Source organism: Serratia sp. 2C06 (assembly GCF_050037615.1).
Lineage (GTDB): Bacteria > Pseudomonadota > Gammaproteobacteria > Enterobacterales > Enterobacteriaceae > Serratia > Serratia ureilytica.
Window position 1 is genome coordinate 1,117,023 of the sequence record NZ_CP188299.1, and the last position, 16,711, is coordinate 1,133,733.

The following is a 16,711-nucleotide window of genomic DNA, read 5'->3' on the forward strand; positions in this document are numbered from 1 at the left end:
GATGGATTTCAGCGTGATTCACGACAACCTGGGCTACCTGCTGTGGGGCACCTGGCCGGATGGGCCGCTGGGCGGCGCGGCGCTGACGTTGGCGATCAGTCTGATGGCCGGGGTCGCCTCGGCGGTGCTCGGCACCCTGCTCGGCGTGGCGCTGGCGATGTCGCGCGGCATCGCCGCCGGGCTGCTGGCGGCGGTGTTGGGCTTTTTCCGCGCCATTCCGGTCATCATGCTGATCTTCTGGACCTATTTCCTGTTGCCGATGGTGTTTGGCGTCGAGATCCCGGAAATCACCACCGTCGTGTGCGCGCTGGCGCTGATCGCCTCGGCCTATCTGGCCCATGCGGTGAAAGCCGGCATCGCCGCGATCGGCCCCGGTCAGTGGCAGGCCGGGCTTTCTCTGGGGCTGACCCGCTGGCAGACGCTGCGCATGATCGTGCTGCCGCAGGCGCTGCGCATGATGGTGCCGTCGTTCATAAACCAGTGGATTTCTCTGATCAAAGACACCTCGTTGGCTTATATCGTCGGCGTTGGCGAACTGACCTTCCTGGCGACCCAGGTCAACAACCGCAGCATGGTCTACCCGATGGAAGTATTCCTGTTCGTGGCGCTGGTCTATTTCGTGTTCTGCCTGGCGCTCGATCTGCTGGCCAACGCGGTCAACCGCCGCTTTGGCGCGCAAACCCGCGGCCTGAAGCGCTCCTGGCGCTGGTGGCGCAACAAGCCGCCGTTGCCGGCCAGTTAATCGGCCGTCAGCCGCCAGCCGCGTTCGCGCCACAGCGCGGGCAATTGAGCCAGGTCGTCAAACGTTGTCACCAGCGGGTGGTCGATCGGCGGGTTATGCGGATCGGCGCAGAAGTAAAAGACCGGGATGCCGGCATTGATGCCGGCCTGCGCGCCGGCGGGCGAATCGTCCACCAGGATGCAGCGCGTCACCGGCACCTGCATCTGTTCGGCGGCGTGAAACACGATCGCCGGGTCCGGCTTCCAGCGCTGAATGTCATAGCCGCTGAACAACCGGTCATCAAAATAAGGCAGCATGCCGGTCAGGCCGAGCGAGTGCTGCATCTTGCTGACCGGCCCGTTGGAGACGGTGCAGACTGGCACCGTCACCTGCGCCAGCAGCTCGCGGGCGCCGGCAATCTGTTGCAGTTCGCTGTCGAACAGCCGCGCCACTTCCTGCCGATACAGCGGCTCCAGCGTCTCTTTTACCAGGTCCGTGCCCTGCTCGGCGTTGACCCGATCGATGATCTCGTACAGCTTCACCCCTTTGTATTTCTTGAATACCTCTTCCAGCGACAGATGAATGCCGTAGCGGGCGAACATATGGACATAGGCTTTGCTGCACAGCACTTCGCTGTCCACCAGCGTGCCGTCGCAGTCGAACAAAATGCAGTCAATCTGATTCATGCGGGACAGGTTCCTTCGGGTTAACGCCGCTGAGGCCGCTCAGCGATCACTTGATCAGGCTACGCGCCTTGAGATCGTGCAAAATCAGCGCGGCGACGTGTGAACACTGCGGCAGATCGCGGCTGTCGCACCACTTCAGCTCGGCGATTTCGGCGGCCGGCTGCAACTGCCCGGTAAAGTCGGCTTGGTAGCAACGAATGCGCACCTGAGTGCCGTCCTGCTTGCCGTCCGCCGGGCCGGTGAACTCGCCGTAAAACGCGATGGATTGCGGCTGCAGCGCAACGGTCAGCTCTTCGTCGATTTCGCGGCACAGCGCCTGCTCATCGGTTTCACCCGCTTCGCGCTTTCCGCCCGGCACATAAAACAGCGTCTTGTTGTGCGAGCGCACCAGCGCCACTTTGTCATCTTTCAGCGCGATCAACGCGAGCTTATCGATAAAGGTCGAAGACATGCGGGTTCCTGTTTTTTTAGCGGGTAGGGTAAGAGATGCGATAGGCCATTTTATCGGCCGTGCCGGCAAACGGCAACGCGGCGGGCTGTGATGGAGAATGAATGCCTGTAAATACAAGCCGTTGACGCGTTTAGCCGTAAAGACGGCGAAAAAAACCTGTGACCGGCGTCAAAAGCCCCATTTTTTGTTATAGGATAGCCGGCGACTGTCCATTCCCATTTTCGGAATTCTGATAATGACCAAACCAGTATCTGGCCTTGACGCTGAGCAAGGCTTGCTTGGGCGCGTGTTTAAACTCAAGCAACATGGCACGACGGCGCGTACGGAAACGATTGCCGGTATCACCACTTTCCTCACCATGGTGTATATCGTGTTCGTTAACCCGCAAATTTTGGGCGCGGCGGGCATGGATACCCAGGCGGTATTTGTCACCACCTGTTTGATCGCCGCCTTCGGCAGCATCTTTATGGGCCTGCTGGCGAACCTGCCGGTGGCGTTGGCGCCGGCGATGGGCCTGAACGCCTTCTTCGCCTTCGTGGTGGTCGGCGCGATGGGCATCTCCTGGCAGGTGGGCATGGGCGCCATCTTCTGGGGCGCGGTCGGCCTGCTGCTGCTGACCATTTTCCGCATTCGCTACTGGATGATCGCCAACATTCCGGTCAGCCTGCGGGTCGGCATCACCAGCGGCATCGGTCTGTTCATCGGCATGATGGGGCTGAAAAACGCCGGCATCGTGGTGGCCAACCCGGACACGCTGGTGACCATTGGCAGCCTGACCTCGCACAATGTGCTGCTGGGGGCACTCGGCTTCTTCATCATCGCCGTGCTCTCTTCGCGCAACTTCCACGCGGCGGTGCTGGTATCGATCGTGGTCACCACCCTGATCGGCTGGATGCTGGGCGACGTGAAATACGGCGGCCTGTTCTCCTTGCCGCCGAGCATCACCTCGGTAGTGGGCCAGGTCGACGTGGCCGGCGCGCTGAACATCGGGCTGGCCGGGGTCATCTTCTCGTTTATGCTGGTGAACCTGTTCGACTCCTCCGGCACCCTGATCGGCGTCACCGATAAAGCCGGTTTGACCGACAATCAGGGCAAGTTCCCGCGCATGAAGCAGGCGCTGTACGTTGACAGCATCAGCTCGGTGGCCGGTTCGCTGGCGGGCACTTCTTCCGTAACCGCTTACATCGAAAGCTCATCCGGCGTCGCCGTGGGCGGCCGCACCGGTTTGACGGCGGTGGTCACCGGCCTGCTGTTCCTGCTGGTGATCTTCCTGTCGCCGCTGGCGGGTATGGTGCCGGCGTATGCCGCCGCCGGCGCGCTGATCTACGTCGGCGTGCTGATGACCTCCAGCCTGGCGCGGGTGAAATGGGACGATCTGACCGAAGCGGTACCGGCGTTTGTCACCGCGGTGATGATGCCGTTCAGCTTCTCGATCACCGAAGGCATTGCGCTCGGCTTTATCTCCTACTGCGTGATGAAGCTCGGTACCGGCCGCTGGCGTGAAATCAGCCCGTGCGTGGTGGTCGTGGCGCTGCTGTTTGTGCTGAAGATCGTCTTCGTCGACGGCCATTGACAGCCAAAGGGCCGACGTCCGTCGGCCCTGAAACCCTAGACTCCCGGCGTCGCATCCGGCGCCCGATCCAGCACCCATTGCAATGGCCGCCTGAAGCGCGCCTGCCAACTGCCGGCGGCATCCTCCCCTTGGGCGAAGTGCAGCGTCTGCACCTGATTATCCTCTCCGAACAGATTGGCGAAGTGCAATGCCAGCGCCTGCTCGCTGAAGTTCTGCCGATCGTAATACGCCATCACGATTTTCTTTTTCGCCGCCAGCGACTGCTGGGCCGGCTTGATCTCGCCGTTGGGGGCGATCAATAGCGCGCCGGCGTAAAACTGCGGGTACTTCGCGATCAGATTGGCGGCGTGCAGCGCACCCTGGCCGCGAGCGCTGAGATAAATCCGCTGGGGGTTCAGCTTTAACTGTGGAGCCAGCTGTTGCACCGTACGCTGAAGGGCGGCCTGGGTGCTTTCGTCGCTGTAATTCGACCAGCGGAAGCTGTTTTCCGACAACATCTGCGTGCCGTTGATCTCGATATAGGCCACGCCCATTTCGCCGAACAGCAGCCGTTCCTCGGGGCTGATGGCGGCGGCCTTGCCGTAGGTATGCAGGAAGATCACCGTTGGCCAACCTTCGGGCGGCGCTTCGCCGTCCGGTATCGCGTAGCTGGCTTTGCCTTCATAGCGGCGGGCGTGCTGCAGATAGCGCGCTTTGGTGGCGGCCAGAATGGATTGGTAGGTGGCGGAATGCTGGATGCTGTTGAAGGCGTCGTCCTCCAGCAGATTGTAGTAGTACCACAGGCCGCGATCGGCGCTCAGCTGCAGATAGCGCTCCGCCAGCTCGGTTTGCCCTTTCTCCGCCGACGATACCGCCAACTGGTAGGGGGCCCAGACGTTGCGGCCGTCTTCGCGCATCAGCGTCAGGTACAGCGACATGGCGCCCAGCTTTTTATCTTCCTGGTTTTGCGCGGATCGCGACAGTTGGGCGTTAAGCGCACTGTGCGCAGGCAGCTCCAGCGGCTCTTCACCGGCGGGATAACGCATGTCTGCGGCGAAAGCGGGACTGGTGATGGAAACGAAAAATAACGCTAAAATGAAAAAATACATGATGCTATGGCTTTAATTTCAATAAATTGGCGGACTTCATGTCCTGTTGCGGCGCCCTGCGGGCGCCGCGAGACCGTCATTCCACGCGGCGAATGAAATCGCTGAACGCGGACAGCTGGCCGGTCAGGAAATCCAACGTTCCCTGATCGCTCAGTTCACCGGCCTGTTCATCGACCTTGTTCTGGATCACGCCGCCCATAAACTCGGGCTTGTTCATCACCATCGCATCCAGGAACACCAGGATCTGGCGCAGGTGGTACTGGCAGCGCGCGCCGCCGATGGGCCCCATCGAGCTGGTTTGAATGGCCACCGGCTTGCCGGCCAGCGGTTGATTCGGCAAGCGAGACAACCAGTCGATGGCGTTTTTCAACCCGCCGGGCACGGAATAGTTGTATTCGGGGGTGATGATGATCACGCCGTCGGCCTGGCGGATCTGCTCTGCTATCGCTTCGACCGCGGCAGGGAAACCCTCACCCTGTTGCATGTCGGCGTCGTACAGCGGGATATCGCGGATGGAAGGCAGCGCTTCAATGGTGACGCCCTGCGGAGCCAGGCCTGGCAGGGCGCGGGCCACCATGGCGTTGTAGGAGCCTTTGCGCAGGCTGCCGAGCAGAGTGACGATTTTTAAGGCTTGGTCTGACATGATGATTCTCCCTTTCGAATGAGCAGATTCAGCGGACAACATGGGCGAATAGTAGGCTAAAGCTCGGGTCGAGAATAGGCGATTGCTCAACATTTAGCTGTTTTTACAAATTACGGCAGAAATTCGTGCGGTAAAAACGGCTTTATCCGCCTTGCGCCACGTTAACCGGGCGTCTTCAGGCCCGTCAGTTTGACGAATCGCGAGGACGCCGCCGGGCTGCGGGGCGAGATTTCCCCGTCTTTGTGCAGGCCGCGGCGCTCTTCGTAGCGCCAGCACAGCAGGCGATCCAGCCCGGGGCTGCCGGCGCAGGCCCAGCTCAGGTATTCATCGGCGTCGCTCATCACCTGAACGTCCGGCGTGGCGCTGGAGCGCAGGTGCCCGGAGAACGGATGCAGACGCAGCGTAGACTGGCCGCTGTTGCCCAGGCCGGAAATTTTCAGCACGCTTTGCCGGATGCTCCACAGCTGAGTTTCCGCCTCCAGCCGATCGTCCTGCGCGCCGATCCAGGCACTTTCCGCCGGCGTCTGATGCGCGTGTTGCAGCGCGCTTTGCCGGGTGCCGCGCGCCCGCATCACTTCGATATCCAGTCCGACTTTGCCTTCGTCGCTGAGCAGCACGCCCACGGTGTTGCTGGCGTAGGCGAGGCTAAAATCGGGCAGCTGATGATCGGCGAAGCAGGGGCGGCCGGTCGGGGTGGTGGCTATAGGGGGAAGCGTCGGCAGGCCGTACAGGTAAAACATCATTTCGGCGAGCAGAATGCGCCCTTGCAGGTAACGCGTGCGGCGCTTAACGGAAAAGGTGCGGGTGGCGGCTATCACTTCGTCGGAGAGTCTCTGGGTATCCAGGACAGCGGAGGCCGGGGTCCATCGGGCAAAATGACACGCCATTGTTCACTCCATGACAGAGGGTCGCTAAGAACGCAGGGGTGTTAGATTAAGACTAAGTTGAGGATTTATCATCAAAAAACACTATGCGGATTATCCGATTTGTTGGCTTTTGCGCTGTGCAGGAGGGGATGGGGGCATGCAAGGCGAAGGTTATTCAGACCTCAAATCGCGTTGCGTAACGGGGTCGTGCATAAAATTAATCAGTTCCGAAGCCAGCCGCTTTCGAATCGACGGCGTCCAATGAACCCATAAAATATCGCCTGATAAGAAAAAGTTGGCGGAGAGAGCAGGATTCGAACCTACGACACGATGACTCGTGTGGATTTAAGAAACGGTTAGTTTCTTAAATCTGGCTTAAACCACTCGCCCACCTCTCCGCATTCGTTTGTTGGAAATATAAAACCACATAATAAAAATGGTTAAAATAACCTGAACTTGAAAATGTGAGCAAACCCACAAAAACCCTATTTATTGTGGGTGTTTATTAATTATCAGAGTCAGGTCACTAAATTTACATTAGCTATTGTTATAAAAAGTTGGCGTCATTGGCTACGAATAGGGAAGAAGGGTATGCCAGATCTCGAATTAATGCCGCTGCAAAGCGCCGATTTTTATAAGACAGCTGAACGTGTTGTTTTTAAAGAATATAAATGTAACTGCAAAAAAGGTTGGAAGGGTGAAGATCGCTTTATCGTCTACAAAGCCGATCAGAATGGGATCGCTGAGGTTATCAACAATGAGGTTTCAAATAACAACGTTGAAGACCTCATCGCGCTGGCATCGTCTTTTTTGACGGATAAGGTGGTGATTTCCGGTGGGCATACCGTGGTTAATTTGGACGATCGTTTTTCTGTCAGCAGTGAAGTGGAAAAGTCCGCGCGCTTCTGCATCGACTACATTGCCGAATCCATCAGACGGCTCAGTGTTCAGCCTGACTTCTTGATGGAAATAAATGATTTCTATATGGAAAAAAGTGATGGCAGCGAGATAGACGGCGCTAACGAATTCAGGAAGATGGCGACATCGCCGTACATTATTCCGGAAAAAATAAACGACTACATTCTGGCGTCGAATCAACGTCATGGCATTGATATCAATGCATTTTATGTCAGTGAGAAAAACATGGCGGATCGCTTTAAACGCCACATTAAAAACCGTATGGATAAAGAGGCGTATTTTCAGCGCCAAGACGGAAATGTGAAGATGACGGTGGGTGAACACGCGTTCGATATCATCAAGGAAAATAAACCGACCTGCGCGGCGGGAAATGCTGCGACGTTCAGGGCTATTCGGTATCGCATTTCCTCCAATAAAATCTTTGATAATTACACGTCGCATATTGGCGTTTTTCCGCTGTGTTCACGCGTCAACGTGCTTAACGGCTATCGTGCGGCCGCGACTTTTTACGATAACTTCGCTTTGCCTTCTTTACTGGTCTTCTTCGGCAAATCCTGTTTCGAATGACATTTTTGTGCCAGCTGGCTATGCGTCACGCATAGCCATGATGGTCGAGCATCATCATGAAAATCTCACACCTGTATTGGCCTGTCACTTTCTTCTCCACGGCATTCGGCGCCGGGATTTTCTTTTTGCCACAGGCGGTGGGGCCGGGCGTGCTGGGGATGAAAGTGTTCATGCTGTTTATCGTTATCGCCATGTCGGTATCGATGATGGCGCACTATCTTTTTTTCAAATTCATCATTTCGCACCCGGAGAAAGATTTCCTGGCGGCATCATCGACATTTATCGGCGAGCGGGCAGCGGCAATCGTCTGTGTGCTGTTTATTTTGTCGATGATTATTATCGTGCTGATAAATTTCATCACCTTGGTCAACGTCGTCGCGTCTTTTTTCCACAACGGATTCTGGGTCAGGGGCGGCATTTCGCTGTTGCTGAGTGCCGCGCTGTCGGTGGCATGGTTGGCGTTTAGTCAGCGAATCGAGCACCTGATTTCCAGAATGGCACTGGTTTCTATCGTACTGGTGGCGATCCTGGCGGTGTTTTTCCTGTTACAACCTGCGGTGGGGCAGCAGGCGGTGCAGGCGCCGCCTGGCATTTCATTGCAGACGTGGCTGCTGCTGCCGATTTTTCTTTTTACATTTAACTTTACCCCGTGCATCCAGCGCTTTGCGAAAAGCGCCTTACGACCGCAGGCGCGCAGTATTCTGTTTGGCAAGGTACTGATCATGGCGTTTATCGTCATGATCGTTATCGCCATCAGCCGTTTGCTGACGCTGGATGACATCTCAATCATTAACAGCCGCAATGTGGATGCGCTGTTTTATACCGCCGGTTTGACCGGCAACGCCACGGCGTGGTTAGGCGCTGCCCTGTTGCTGTGTTTACTGACCGGCGGCGCCTATATCGGCACGTTGACCGGCGTGATCGATGGCATTACGTCCTTCGGCGTGGCGGGCAAAAAGAGAATCATCGCAGGGAATATCGTTGTCTGTACGTTTATTGGCGCGATCAACCCGAGCATTATCAAGATCATCTCGGGCTGGTCGATACCCGTTATCGTGATGACCGTCTTTTTCATCCCATCACTGTATTTTTTGCTACGGGGCGACGGCAGGCAAAAGGGGATCGGCGTCGTCGTGCTGGGCTGCGGGATCGCGGTAATCGCAACGTTGTTGGTGTAAAGCGGCACGCTTAATCCAGCACCAGCCTATCGCCGGTGGCCGGCGCGATCCCTTCCGGCAGCCATAGCCGGCCCCAGGCGCCGGTACAGTGGCAGCCCATAATCTTTTCCGGCTGATGCTGGCGCAAAAAACGGCGGACGCGCCAGAGCGTGCGCGGGGAAGCGCAGCGCAGATGAAAACCGCCGATCAAGGCGTGGATCCGATCGATCCCGGTGATTTGCTGGCAATGGCGCACGATATTGACGATCCCGCGGTGCCCGCAGCCGGTCACGATCACCAGACCGCGATCCGATTTGTAAATCAGCACCCCTTCGTCAATAACGTAATCTACCGCTGCGTTCTCCCCGGCGATCACCCCGTAGGCGCGGGGTGCGGGCACCGCGATTTCGCCTGACCACATAAAGCGATCGCCGATCGCCAGCGGCTCTCGGCTGTATTGCATGCGGTGGCGCGAGTAGTCGATATCCAAAGAGAGCTTTTTGATTTTCCGAGTGTGGCCCAGCACCTTCAGCGCCGCATAGCGCTCATCGCCGACCTGCGGGTGGCAGATGATACGGCTGTTGTCTGGCAGCCAGGCGACGCCGCCGCAGTGGTCATAGTGGCCGTGGGAGAGCACCGTCGCGGTGATACGGGAGAGATCGACACCCATCAGCGCCGCATTGCGCAGAAAGCTGTCGTCGGGGCCGGTATCGAACAGTATGGACGTCGTATCATCCTCAATCAGCAGGCTTAACCCGGCCTTGGCCTGCAATAGCGGGTTGGCGCCGGCGGCGCGGCGGTTTTCCAGCAGTACCCTGAGGGTCAATGCCATGTTGACTCGTTCCTGAGAGAGATTCCTGACTGGCCAGTATAGCGCGGGACGCTGCGGCGGCTCTGTGAGCCGGCGCGCAGAGCGAGAGCGGAAAAGAAAAACGGCCGGAACAAGGGCTTGTCCCGGCCGTGAAGGCGTCTGGCGGTGTTACTTGCCGATACAGAAGCTGGAGAAAATGCGGCCCAGCAGATCGTCGGAGGTGAATTCGCCGGTGATTTCGCTCAGGGCCAGCTGCGCCTGGCGCAGTTCCTCGGCCAGCAGCTCCCCCGCGTAAGCGCTCACTAACTGTTCTTTGCCCTGTACCAGATGCTGCGCCGCCAGTTCCAGCGCCTGCAGGTGGCGGCGGCGCGCCAGGAAGCCGCCTTCCATGTTGCTGGTGAAGCCCATGCTCTGTTTAAGATGATCGCGCAGCACATCGACGCCTTCGCCGGTGCGGGCCGACAGGCGAATAAGTGAGTGGTTATTCACTTCCGTCATACCCAGCGTTTCACCGGTGATGTCGGCTTTGTTGCGCACCACGGTGATAGGTAGCGTGCCTGGCAGGCGCGCCATAAACTCCGGCCAGATCTCCGCCGGCTCGGTGGCGGCGGTGGTGGTGCCGTCAACCATAAACAGCACCCTGTCGGCCTGTTCGATCTCGTTCCATGCACGTTCGATGCCGATGCGTTCCACTTCGTCGCTGGCGTCGCGCAGGCCGGCGGTGTCGATGATGTGCAGCGGCATGCCGTCGATATGGATGTGTTCGCGCAGAACGTCGCGGGTGGTGCCGGCGATATCGGTGACGATCGCCGCCTCGCGTCCTGCCAGCGCATTGAGCAGGCTCGATTTGCCGGCATTGGGGCGCCCGGCGATCACCACCTTCATCCCTTCGCGCAGCAGGCTGCCCTGGCGCGCTTCACCGCGCACGTTGTCCAGATCCGCCATCACGTCGTTGAGCTGCGCCTCGATTTTACCGTCGGACAGGAAGTCGATTTCCTCGTCCGGGAAGTCGATCGCCGCTTCCACATAGATTCGCAGGTGAGTGAGCGCTTCCACGAGCTGGTGGATGCGGGTGGAGAACGCGCCCTGCAGCGAGTTCATCGCCGAACGCGCCGCCTGCTCGGAGCTGGCGTCGATCAGATCGGCAATCGCTTCGGCCTGCGCCAGATCGAGTTTGTCGTTGAGAAACGCGCGCTCGGAGAACTCGCCCGGCCGCGCGATGCGCACGTCGGGCAGCGCCAGCACGCGCTTGAGCAGCAGATCGAGGATCACCGGCCCGCCGTGGCCCTGCAGTTCCAGCACGTCTTCGCCGGTAAAGGAGTTCGGCCCCGGGAACCACAGCGCGATGCCCTGATCGAGGGTGGCGCCCGTAGCGTCGCGGAACGGCAGATAGTCAGCGTAGCGCGGCTTCGGCAGCTTGCCGAGCAACGCCTGGGCGACGTCTTTGGCCTTGCTTCCGGAAATGCGCAGAATGCCGACGCCGCCGCGTCCCGGCGGGGTGGCTTGGGCTACGATGGTATCGGTGGTGCTCATAACGGTTCTCTCTGACGATTAAGATGCAAAAAGGCGGTCTAATGACCGCCTTTGGGGTGACTGCAAGGGTCGGCGCGCCGAACCCCTACAATACGCTTAGCTTTTTTTCTTGTCGCGGCTGTGCAGACCGCGTTTTTCCAGACCACGGTAAATCAGCTGCTGCTGCAGGATGGTCACCAGGTTGCTGACGATGTAGTACAGCACCAGACCGGACGGGAACCACAGGAAGAACACTGTGAAGATCACCGGCATGAAGGTCATGATTTTCTGCTGCATCGGGTCAGTCACGGTGGTCGGCGACATCTTCTGGATGAAGAACATCGTCACGCCCATCAGGATTGGCAGGATGTAGTACGGGTCTTGCGCCGACAGGTCATGGATCCACAGGGCGAACGGCGCGTGGCGCAGCTCGACCGAACCCATCAGCATGTAGTACAGCGCCAGGAAGATCGGCATCTGAATGATCAGCGGCAGGCAGCCGCCGAGCGGGTTGACTTTCTCCGCCTTGTACAGCGCCATCATCTCTTGGCTCATGCGCTGCTTGTCATCGCCGATGCGTTCGCGCATCGCCTGCAGCTTCGGCTGCAGCATGCGCATTTTCGCCATCGAGGTGTACTGCGCCTTGGTCAGCGGGTACATGATGCCGCGCACGATGAAGGTGATGATGATGATGGAGAAGCCCCAGTTGCCGATAAAGCCGTGGATGAACTTCAGCAGTTTGAACAGCGGCTGGGAGATGAACCACAGCCAGCCGTAATCCACGGTCAGGTCCAAGTGCGGCGCCAGTTGGGCCATCTGGTCCTGCAGCTCCGGGCCGACCCACAGGGTCGCGTTCAGCTGCTGCTGAGCGCCAGGCTGCACCACGACCGGGGTAGATTTGAAGCCGATGGTGGACAAGTTGTCACCCGGTTTGGCGGTGTAGAAGGTGTTGTCACCCTTGGTCGCCGGTACCCACGCGGTGGCGAAGTACTGCTGCAGCATGGCGACCCAACCGTCTTTGGTGGTGACGCTCAGGTTTTCGTCTTTGTCGAACGCGTATTTCTGGTACTTGTCCTCGCTGGACGAGTATGCCGCGCCGCGGAAGGTGTGCAACGCGAAGTTGCTGCTGCCGGTATCGCGGTGCTTAGGCAATTCGGTGGTCTGCTTCAGCTGGCCGAACAGGGTCAGCTCCAGCGGCGCCGCGCCTTTGTTGTCGATGCTGTAATCCACGCCGACCGCATAGTGGTTGCGTTTGAGCACGAAGGTCTTGGTGTAGACCGCGCCGTCTTTATCGGTGTAGGTCAGCGGGATGCGCAGCTCGTCCTGGCCTTCCGGCAGGGTGTAGCTGTCCTGCGCCGCTTGGTACAGCGGGCGTTCGCCGTTGGCCGGGTTGTCCGGGCCGTTTTTACCGGTCAGGCCGCTTTGCGCCTGATAGACGAACGACGGAGTGGTTTCCAGCAGTTGGAACGGAGTCGATGAACCCAGAGTTTCCGGGTAGGCCAACAGTTTAGCCTGCTCGATATCGCCACCACGGGTGTTGATGGTCAGTGACAGCACGTCGGTGTTCACGGTAATCAGCTTACCCTGACCACTGGCTGGCACGGCCTGGCTGGCGGCATCACCGGCTACTGCGTTCGAAGTCTGTTGCGTGGTCTGTGCGGCCGGCTGCGGAGCGTTGTCCGTTTGCCATGCCTGCCAGATCATGAAAGACACGAACAGCAGAGCGATGAGGAGAAGATTGCGTTGCGAATCCATCGTTAGTGTTCTCTGTTATCGTCGGTTTTTGGCGGCACCGGATCATCGCCACCTGGGTTCAAAGGGTGGCATTTTAATACGCGTTTCAATGCTAACCAACTGCCTTTTATCATGCCAAACCTGCTTAATGCCTCAATTGCGTAATGAGAGCATGTCGGCTGGAAGCGACAACGAGGCCCTAGCAGCGGACTGATGACGAGCTGATAGGCCCGCACCAGCCCGATCAGGATGCGGGAGCCTGGCGACAGTGGCGACGCCATAATTTATCCAAAGCTTCCGTCAGCGCGCGGTTATCCAAATCCGCTATCCCCTTTTTGGCCACCACGACAAAATCCATCGCCGGTAATTCGTGCTGGCGCAGGCGGAAGCTTTCGCGGGTTAGGCGTTTGATCCGATTACGCTCGTGCGCGCGTTTGACGTGTTTTTTGGCGACGGTAAGACCGATGCGGGGATGCCCCAGCTGGTTCAGGCGGCCGAGGATGGTGATTTGCGGCGTGCCAGCCCGTTGTGGCTGCTGGAAGACGAAAGTGAAATGAGTGGGAGTTAACAAACGTAACTCCCTGGGAAAAGCGAGCTTAACCACTCAGCGGGTTAGCTTTATTACTTAGAAACAGTCAGACGAGCACGGCCTTTCGCACGACGGCGGGCCAGAACTTGACGACCATTTTTGGTGGCCATACGAGCACGGAAACCGTGGCTACGGTTGCGCTTCAATACGGACGGTTGGAAAGTGCGTTTCATAGCGATTTCTACCTAAACTTAAAATAATTACTGATCAGTAAACGCGTTTGGCTACTCGGCGTGAAGATGACCGACGCCTCAATCGCAATACATAAAGAAGCGGGATTGTAATAATTGTACAGTCCTGAGTCAATTCGCATCGCGCCAGCCTACCTGGTTGTCTGCCAATAACGGCACAAAATCCGGTCTTGGCCCGTGGTCACCGCAGAATCCTGTCTGGCTAATGACGCACCATAAGGAACCAGGTATCACACGTAGGGCGAAGATTATACGGACTCGGGGTGAAATCGCAAGGATCCCCGTGAGATCCTTTGCGCGCGATCCCAGGATCCGACGTGGATAACAGGGTATAACCGGTTGACAATGTAAAAAACGCGGCGCAGAGGCCGGGATCTGCGTGGTCATGCGGCGCCGGCGGCGAAAAGATCGCCGCCGGCCGCGGCCTGTGGATAAAATGGATCTAATCTGTGAGGAAGGGGAGGATCTCTTGCGCGGATTGCGCTATGATCCGTCATTCCGATCGCGATCCCTCATGCCGGGATCGTGAGGGACACAAACCGTGAAAGGCGGTTCGCATCCCCCACAGGCAAACAGCCGATGCCGGGTATGTGTCAAAAATCATGAGTTATAAAAAAGTTGCCCGTTTCTTTTCTTTATTGATCTTGTTCGAGTGGAGTCCGCCGTGTCACTTTCGCTTTGGCAGCAGTGTCTTGCCCGATTGCAGGATGAGTTACCTGCCACAGAATTTAGTATGTGGATTCGCCCATTGCAGGCGGAACTGAGTGACAACACCCTGGCGCTGTACGCGCCTAACCGTTTTGTGCTGGATTGGGTTCGCGATAAGTACTTAAACAATATCAATGGTCTGCTGAATGATTTCTGCGGCACGGATGCGCCTTTGCTGCGTTTTGAAGTCGGCAGCAAGCCGATCACGCAGGTGATCAGCCAGACCGTGACCGCCAGCGTCAGCAGCGCTCCTGCGGCCCCGGCGGCGCGCACGGCCGCGCCTTCGCGCCCGAGCTGGGACAACGCGGCGGCGCAGCCCGAGCTCTCTTACCGCTCCAACGTCAACCCCAAACACACCTTCGACAACTTCGTCGAGGGTAAGTCAAACCAGCTGGCGCGCGCGGCGGCTCGCCAGGTGGCGGACAATCCGGGCGGCGCCTACAACCCTTTGTTCCTGTATGGCGGCACCGGCCTGGGTAAAACCCACCTGCTGCACGCGGTCGGCAACGGCATCATGGCGCGCAAGGCCAACGCCAAAGTGGTCTACATGCACTCGGAACGCTTCGTACAAGACATGGTCAAAGCGTTGCAGAACAATGCCATCGAAGAGTTTAAGCGCTACTACCGTTCGGTCGACGCGTTGCTGATCGATGACATCCAATTCTTCGCCAACAAGGAGCGTTCGCAGGAAGAGTTCTTCCATACCTTTAACGCCCTGTTGGAAGGCAATCAGCAGATCATCCTGACTTCGGATCGCTACCCTAAAGAGATCAACGGAGTGGAAGATCGTCTGAAGTCCCGCTTCGGCTGGGGGCTGACGGTGGCGATCGAGCCGCCGGAGCTGGAAACCCGCGTGGCGATCCTGATGAAAAAGGCCGACGAAAACGACATTCGCCTGCCGGGCGAAGTGGCGTTCTTCATCGCCAAGCGCCTGCGTTCCAACGTGCGTGAGCTCGAAGGGGCGCTGAACCGCGTGATCGCCAACGCCAACTTTACCGGCCGGGCCATCACCATCGATTTCGTGCGCGAAGCGCTGCGCGATCTGCTGGCGCTGCAGGAAAAGCTGGTCACCATCGACAATATCCAAAAGACGGTGGCGGAGTATTACAAGATTAAAGTCGCGGATTTGCTGTCCAAGCGGCGTTCGCGATCCGTTGCCCGCCCGCGCCAGATGGCGATGGCGCTGGCGAAGGAACTCACCAACCACAGCCTGCCGGAAATCGGCGATGCGTTTGGTGGCCGCGACCATACCACGGTGTTGCACGCCTGCCGGAAGATCGAGCAGCTGCGTGAGGAAAGTCACGACATCAAAGAAGATTTCTCCAATTTAATCAGAACATTATCTTCATAGCGCTATGAAATTTATCGTTGAACGTGAGCATCTGCTAAAACCGCTGCAACAGGTGAGCAGCCCGCTGGGCGGCCGCCCGACCTTGCCGATCCTGGGCAACCTGCTGTTGCAGGTGACGGAAGGCTCCCTGCTGCTGACCGGCACCGATCTGGAGATGGAGATGGTGGCGCGCGTCGCCCTGTCCCAGCCGCATGAGCCGGGCGCGACCACCGTGCCCGCGCGCAAATTCTTTGATATCTGCCGTGGCCTGCCGGAAGGGGCGGAGATCGCCGTCACGCTGGAGAGCGAGCGCATGCTGGTGCGATCCGGCCGCAGCCGTTTCTCGCTGTCCACGCTGCCCGCGGCGGACTTCCCGAACCTGGACGACTGGCAGAGCGAGGTGGAATTCACCTTGCCGCAGGCGACGCTGAAGCGCCTGATCGAAGCCACCCAGTTCTCGATGGCCCATCAGGACGTGCGTTACTACCTGAACGGCATGCTGTTTGAAACCGAAGGCGAAGAGCTGCGCACCGTCGCGACCGACGGCCACCGCCTGGCGGTGTGCTCGATGCCGATCGGCCAGCAGCTGCCGTCGCATTCGGTGATCGTGCCGCGTAAAGGGGTGATGGAGCTGGTGCGCTTGCTGGACGGCGGCGATTCGCTGCTGCAGCTGCAGATCGGCAGCAACAACATTCGCGCCCACGTCGGCGATTTCATCTTCACGTCCAAGCTGGTTGACGGCCGTTTCCCGGACTATCGCCGCGTCTTGCCGAAGAACCCGGACAAAACGCTGGAAGCCGGCTGCGATCTGCTCAAGCAGGCGTTCGCCCGCGCGGCCATTCTTTCGAACGAGAAATTCCGCGGCGTGCGGCTGTACGTCAGCCAGAATCAGCTGAAGATCACCGCCAACAACCCGGAACAGGAAGAGGCGGAAGAGATCCTCGACGTCAGCTACGACGGCGCGGAGATGGAGATCGGCTTCAACGTCAGCTACGTGCTGGACGTGTTGAACGCGCTCAAGTGTGAAGACGTGCGCCTGCTGTTGACCGACTCGGTCTCCAGCGTGCAGATCGAAGACGGCGCCAGCCAGGCGGCGGCCTACGTTGTCATGCCAATGCGGTTGTAGTCTCGTTACCTTGAATTACAGCACCGTCATCGGTAAAGAG

The 16,711-nt window shown here is 58.5% G+C and carries 18 protein-coding genes and 1 pseudogene; 6 read left to right on the forward strand and 13 right to left on the reverse strand.

Annotated features, from left to right (window positions below; all coding sequences use genetic code 11):
- Position 1 precedes the first annotated feature (1 nt).
- Positions 2-742, forward strand: coding sequence for an amino acid ABC transporter permease (locus ACP3TA_RS05750; protein ID WP_033645153.1), 741 nt, complete (start codon positions 2-4; stop codon positions 740-742).
- Here ACP3TA_RS05750 and yieH read toward each other — a convergent pair.
- Together yieH and ACP3TA_RS05760 are read right to left on the reverse strand one after the other, a co-directional pair.
- On the reverse strand, positions 739-1,407 hold the full coding sequence (gene yieH, locus ACP3TA_RS05755) for a 6-phosphogluconate phosphatase (RefSeq protein ID WP_033645152.1): 669 nt from the start codon (positions 1,405-1,407) through the stop codon (positions 739-741). The two genes, ACP3TA_RS05750 and yieH, sit on opposite strands and share 4 nt — an antisense overlap.
- A gap of 46 nt (positions 1,408-1,453) precedes the next feature.
- Positions 1,454-1,858, reverse strand: coding sequence for an NUDIX hydrolase (locus ACP3TA_RS05760; RefSeq protein WP_033645151.1), 405 nt, complete (start codon positions 1,856-1,858; stop codon positions 1,454-1,456).
- A gap of 235 nt (positions 1,859-2,093) precedes the next feature.
- Between ACP3TA_RS05760 and ACP3TA_RS05765 the strand changes: the two genes are divergently transcribed.
- Positions 2,094-3,431, forward strand: a complete 1,338-nt coding sequence (locus ACP3TA_RS05765; RefSeq protein WP_004933851.1) for an NCS2 family permease — start codon at positions 2,094-2,096, stop codon at positions 3,429-3,431.
- A 35-nt stretch (positions 3,432-3,466) separates the two neighbouring features.
- Here ACP3TA_RS05765 and ACP3TA_RS05770 read toward each other — a convergent pair whose 3' ends face one another.
- From ACP3TA_RS05770 to ACP3TA_RS05785, 4 genes and pseudogenes are all read right to left on the reverse strand, one after another.
- Entirely contained in the window at positions 3,467-4,519 is a 1,053-nt protein-coding gene (locus ACP3TA_RS05770) for a hypothetical protein (RefSeq protein ID WP_033645149.1), read from the reverse strand.
- A gap of 76 nt (positions 4,520-4,595) precedes the next feature.
- Positions 4,596-5,162: an NADPH-dependent FMN reductase gene (locus ACP3TA_RS05775; protein ID WP_046687993.1), complete on the reverse strand. Its 567-nt coding sequence runs from the start codon at positions 5,160-5,162 to the stop codon at positions 4,596-4,598.
- 161 nt (positions 5,163-5,323) lie between these two features.
- Positions 5,324-6,049 (reverse strand): 4'-phosphopantetheinyl transferase family protein, encoded by a 726-nt coding sequence (locus ACP3TA_RS05780; protein ID WP_033645147.1) that lies wholly within the window; start codon positions 6,047-6,049, stop codon positions 5,324-5,326.
- Between the two features lie 275 nt (positions 6,050-6,324).
- A pseudogene (locus tag ACP3TA_RS05785) lies at positions 6,325-6,426 on the reverse strand.
- Positions 6,427-6,619: 193 nt separating this feature from the next.
- Between ACP3TA_RS05785 and ACP3TA_RS05790 the strand changes: the two are divergent.
- The gene (locus ACP3TA_RS05790; protein ID WP_089185144.1) at positions 6,620-7,513 is read left to right on the forward strand and encodes a hypothetical protein; all 894 of its coding nucleotides are present in this window, start codon (positions 6,620-6,622) and stop codon (positions 7,511-7,513) included.
- Positions 7,514-7,538: 25 nt separating this feature from the next.
- Here the strand turns inward: ACP3TA_RS05790 and ACP3TA_RS05795 are convergent, their stop codons facing one another.
- Positions 7,539-7,685, reverse strand: coding sequence for a hypothetical protein (locus ACP3TA_RS05795; protein WP_226772979.1), 147 nt, complete (start codon positions 7,683-7,685; stop codon positions 7,539-7,541).
- Here ACP3TA_RS05795 and ACP3TA_RS05800 point away from each other — a divergent pair.
- Entirely contained in the window at positions 7,684-8,691 is a 1,008-nt protein-coding gene (locus ACP3TA_RS05800) for a threonine/serine transporter (protein ID WP_230358662.1), read from the forward strand. The genes ACP3TA_RS05795 and ACP3TA_RS05800 overlap by 2 nt on opposite strands.
- Before the next feature lie 10 nt (positions 8,692-8,701).
- On the opposite strand, the gene ACP3TA_RS05805 is transcribed toward ACP3TA_RS05800, so the two are convergent.
- The 6 genes from ACP3TA_RS05805 to rpmH form a co-directional block, all read right to left on the reverse strand.
- Positions 8,702-9,502: an MBL fold metallo-hydrolase gene (locus tag ACP3TA_RS05805; RefSeq protein WP_016929603.1), complete on the reverse strand. Its 801-nt coding sequence runs from the start codon at positions 9,500-9,502 to the stop codon at positions 8,702-8,704.
- 147 nt (positions 9,503-9,649) lie between these two features.
- Complete coding sequence (mnmE, locus tag ACP3TA_RS05810; protein ID WP_033652323.1) at positions 9,650-11,014, reverse strand: tRNA uridine-5-carboxymethylaminomethyl(34) synthesis GTPase MnmE; 1,365 nt, start codon at positions 11,012-11,014, stop codon at positions 9,650-9,652.
- 96 nt (positions 11,015-11,110) lie between these two features.
- Positions 11,111-12,748, reverse strand: coding sequence for a membrane protein insertase YidC (gene yidC, locus ACP3TA_RS05815; RefSeq protein ID WP_033645144.1), 1,638 nt, complete (start codon positions 12,746-12,748; stop codon positions 11,111-11,113).
- Positions 12,749-12,750: 2 nt separating this feature from the next.
- The gene (yidD, locus tag ACP3TA_RS05820) at positions 12,751-13,008 is read right to left on the reverse strand and encodes a membrane protein insertion efficiency factor YidD (protein ID WP_004933881.1); all 258 of its coding nucleotides are present in this window, start codon (positions 13,006-13,008) and stop codon (positions 12,751-12,753) included.
- Positions 12,972-13,331, reverse strand: coding sequence for a ribonuclease P protein component (gene rnpA, locus ACP3TA_RS05825; protein ID WP_004933883.1), 360 nt, complete (start codon positions 13,329-13,331; stop codon positions 12,972-12,974). The genes yidD and rnpA overlap by 37 nt, the downstream gene beginning before the upstream one ends.
- 17 nt (positions 13,332-13,348) lie before the next feature.
- Positions 13,349-13,489 carry a 50S ribosomal protein L34 gene (gene rpmH / locus ACP3TA_RS05830; protein ID WP_000831330.1) on the reverse strand — a complete coding sequence of 47 codons (141 nt, stop codon included), beginning with the start codon at positions 13,487-13,489 and terminating at the stop codon, positions 13,349-13,351.
- Between the two features lie 682 nt (positions 13,490-14,171).
- On the opposite strand from rpmH, the gene dnaA reads away from it, so the two are divergent.
- The gene (dnaA, locus tag ACP3TA_RS05835; RefSeq protein ID WP_004933889.1) at positions 14,172-15,566 is read left to right on the forward strand and encodes a chromosomal replication initiator protein DnaA; all 1,395 of its coding nucleotides are present in this window, start codon (positions 14,172-14,174) and stop codon (positions 15,564-15,566) included.
- A 4-nt stretch (positions 15,567-15,570) separates the two neighbouring features.
- Positions 15,571-16,671: a DNA polymerase III subunit beta gene (dnaN, locus tag ACP3TA_RS05840; protein WP_004933892.1), complete on the forward strand. Its 1,101-nt coding sequence runs from the start codon at positions 15,571-15,573 to the stop codon at positions 16,669-16,671.
- Positions 16,672-16,711: the final 40 nt, after the last annotated feature.

Coding starts and splice junctions, on each gene's coding strand:
- yieH (WP_033645152.1), bottom strand. CDS start 1,407: ATGAATCAGATTGACTGCATTTTGTTCGACTGCGACGGCACGCTGGTG.
- ACP3TA_RS05765 (WP_004933851.1), top strand. CDS start 2,094: ATGACCAAACCAGTATCTGGCCTTGACGCTGAGCAAGGCTTGCTTGGG.
- ACP3TA_RS05750 (WP_033645153.1), top strand. CDS start 2: ATGGATTTCAGCGTGATTCACGACAACCTGGGCTACCTGCTGTGGGGC.
- ACP3TA_RS05775 (WP_046687993.1), bottom strand. CDS start 5,162: ATGTCAGACCAAGCCTTAAAAATCGTCACTCTGCTCGGCAGCCTGCGC.
- ACP3TA_RS05790 (WP_089185144.1), top strand. CDS start 6,620: ATGCCAGATCTCGAATTAATGCCGCTGCAAAGCGCCGATTTTTATAAG.
- ACP3TA_RS05770 (WP_033645149.1), bottom strand. CDS start 4,519: ATGTATTTTTTCATTTTAGCGTTATTTTTCGTTTCCATCACCAGTCCC.
- mnmE (WP_033652323.1), bottom strand. CDS start 11,014: ATGAGCACCACCGATACCATCGTAGCCCAAGCCACCCCGCCGGGACGC.
- ACP3TA_RS05760 (WP_033645151.1), bottom strand. CDS start 1,858: ATGTCTTCGACCTTTATCGATAAGCTCGCGTTGATCGCGCTGAAAGAT.
- yidC (WP_033645144.1), bottom strand. CDS start 12,748: ATGGATTCGCAACGCAATCTTCTCCTCATCGCTCTGCTGTTCGTGTCT.
- dnaN (WP_004933892.1), top strand. CDS start 15,571: ATGAAATTTATCGTTGAACGTGAGCATCTGCTAAAACCGCTGCAACAG.
- ACP3TA_RS05780 (WP_033645147.1), bottom strand. CDS start 6,049: ATGGCGTGTCATTTTGCCCGATGGACCCCGGCCTCCGCTGTCCTGGAT.
- rpmH (WP_000831330.1), bottom strand. CDS start 13,489: ATGAAACGCACTTTCCAACCGTCCGTATTGAAGCGCAACCGTAGCCAC.
- ACP3TA_RS05805 (WP_016929603.1), bottom strand. CDS start 9,502: ATGGCATTGACCCTCAGGGTACTGCTGGAAAACCGCCGCGCCGCCGGC.
- ACP3TA_RS05795 (WP_226772979.1), bottom strand. CDS start 7,685: ATGAACACTTTCATCCCCAGCACGCCCGGCCCCACCGCCTGTGGCAAA.
- ACP3TA_RS05800 (WP_230358662.1), top strand. CDS start 7,684: ATGCTGTTTATCGTTATCGCCATGTCGGTATCGATGATGGCGCACTAT.
- yidD (WP_004933881.1), bottom strand. CDS start 13,008: ATGGCGTCGCCACTGTCGCCAGGCTCCCGCATCCTGATCGGGCTGGTG.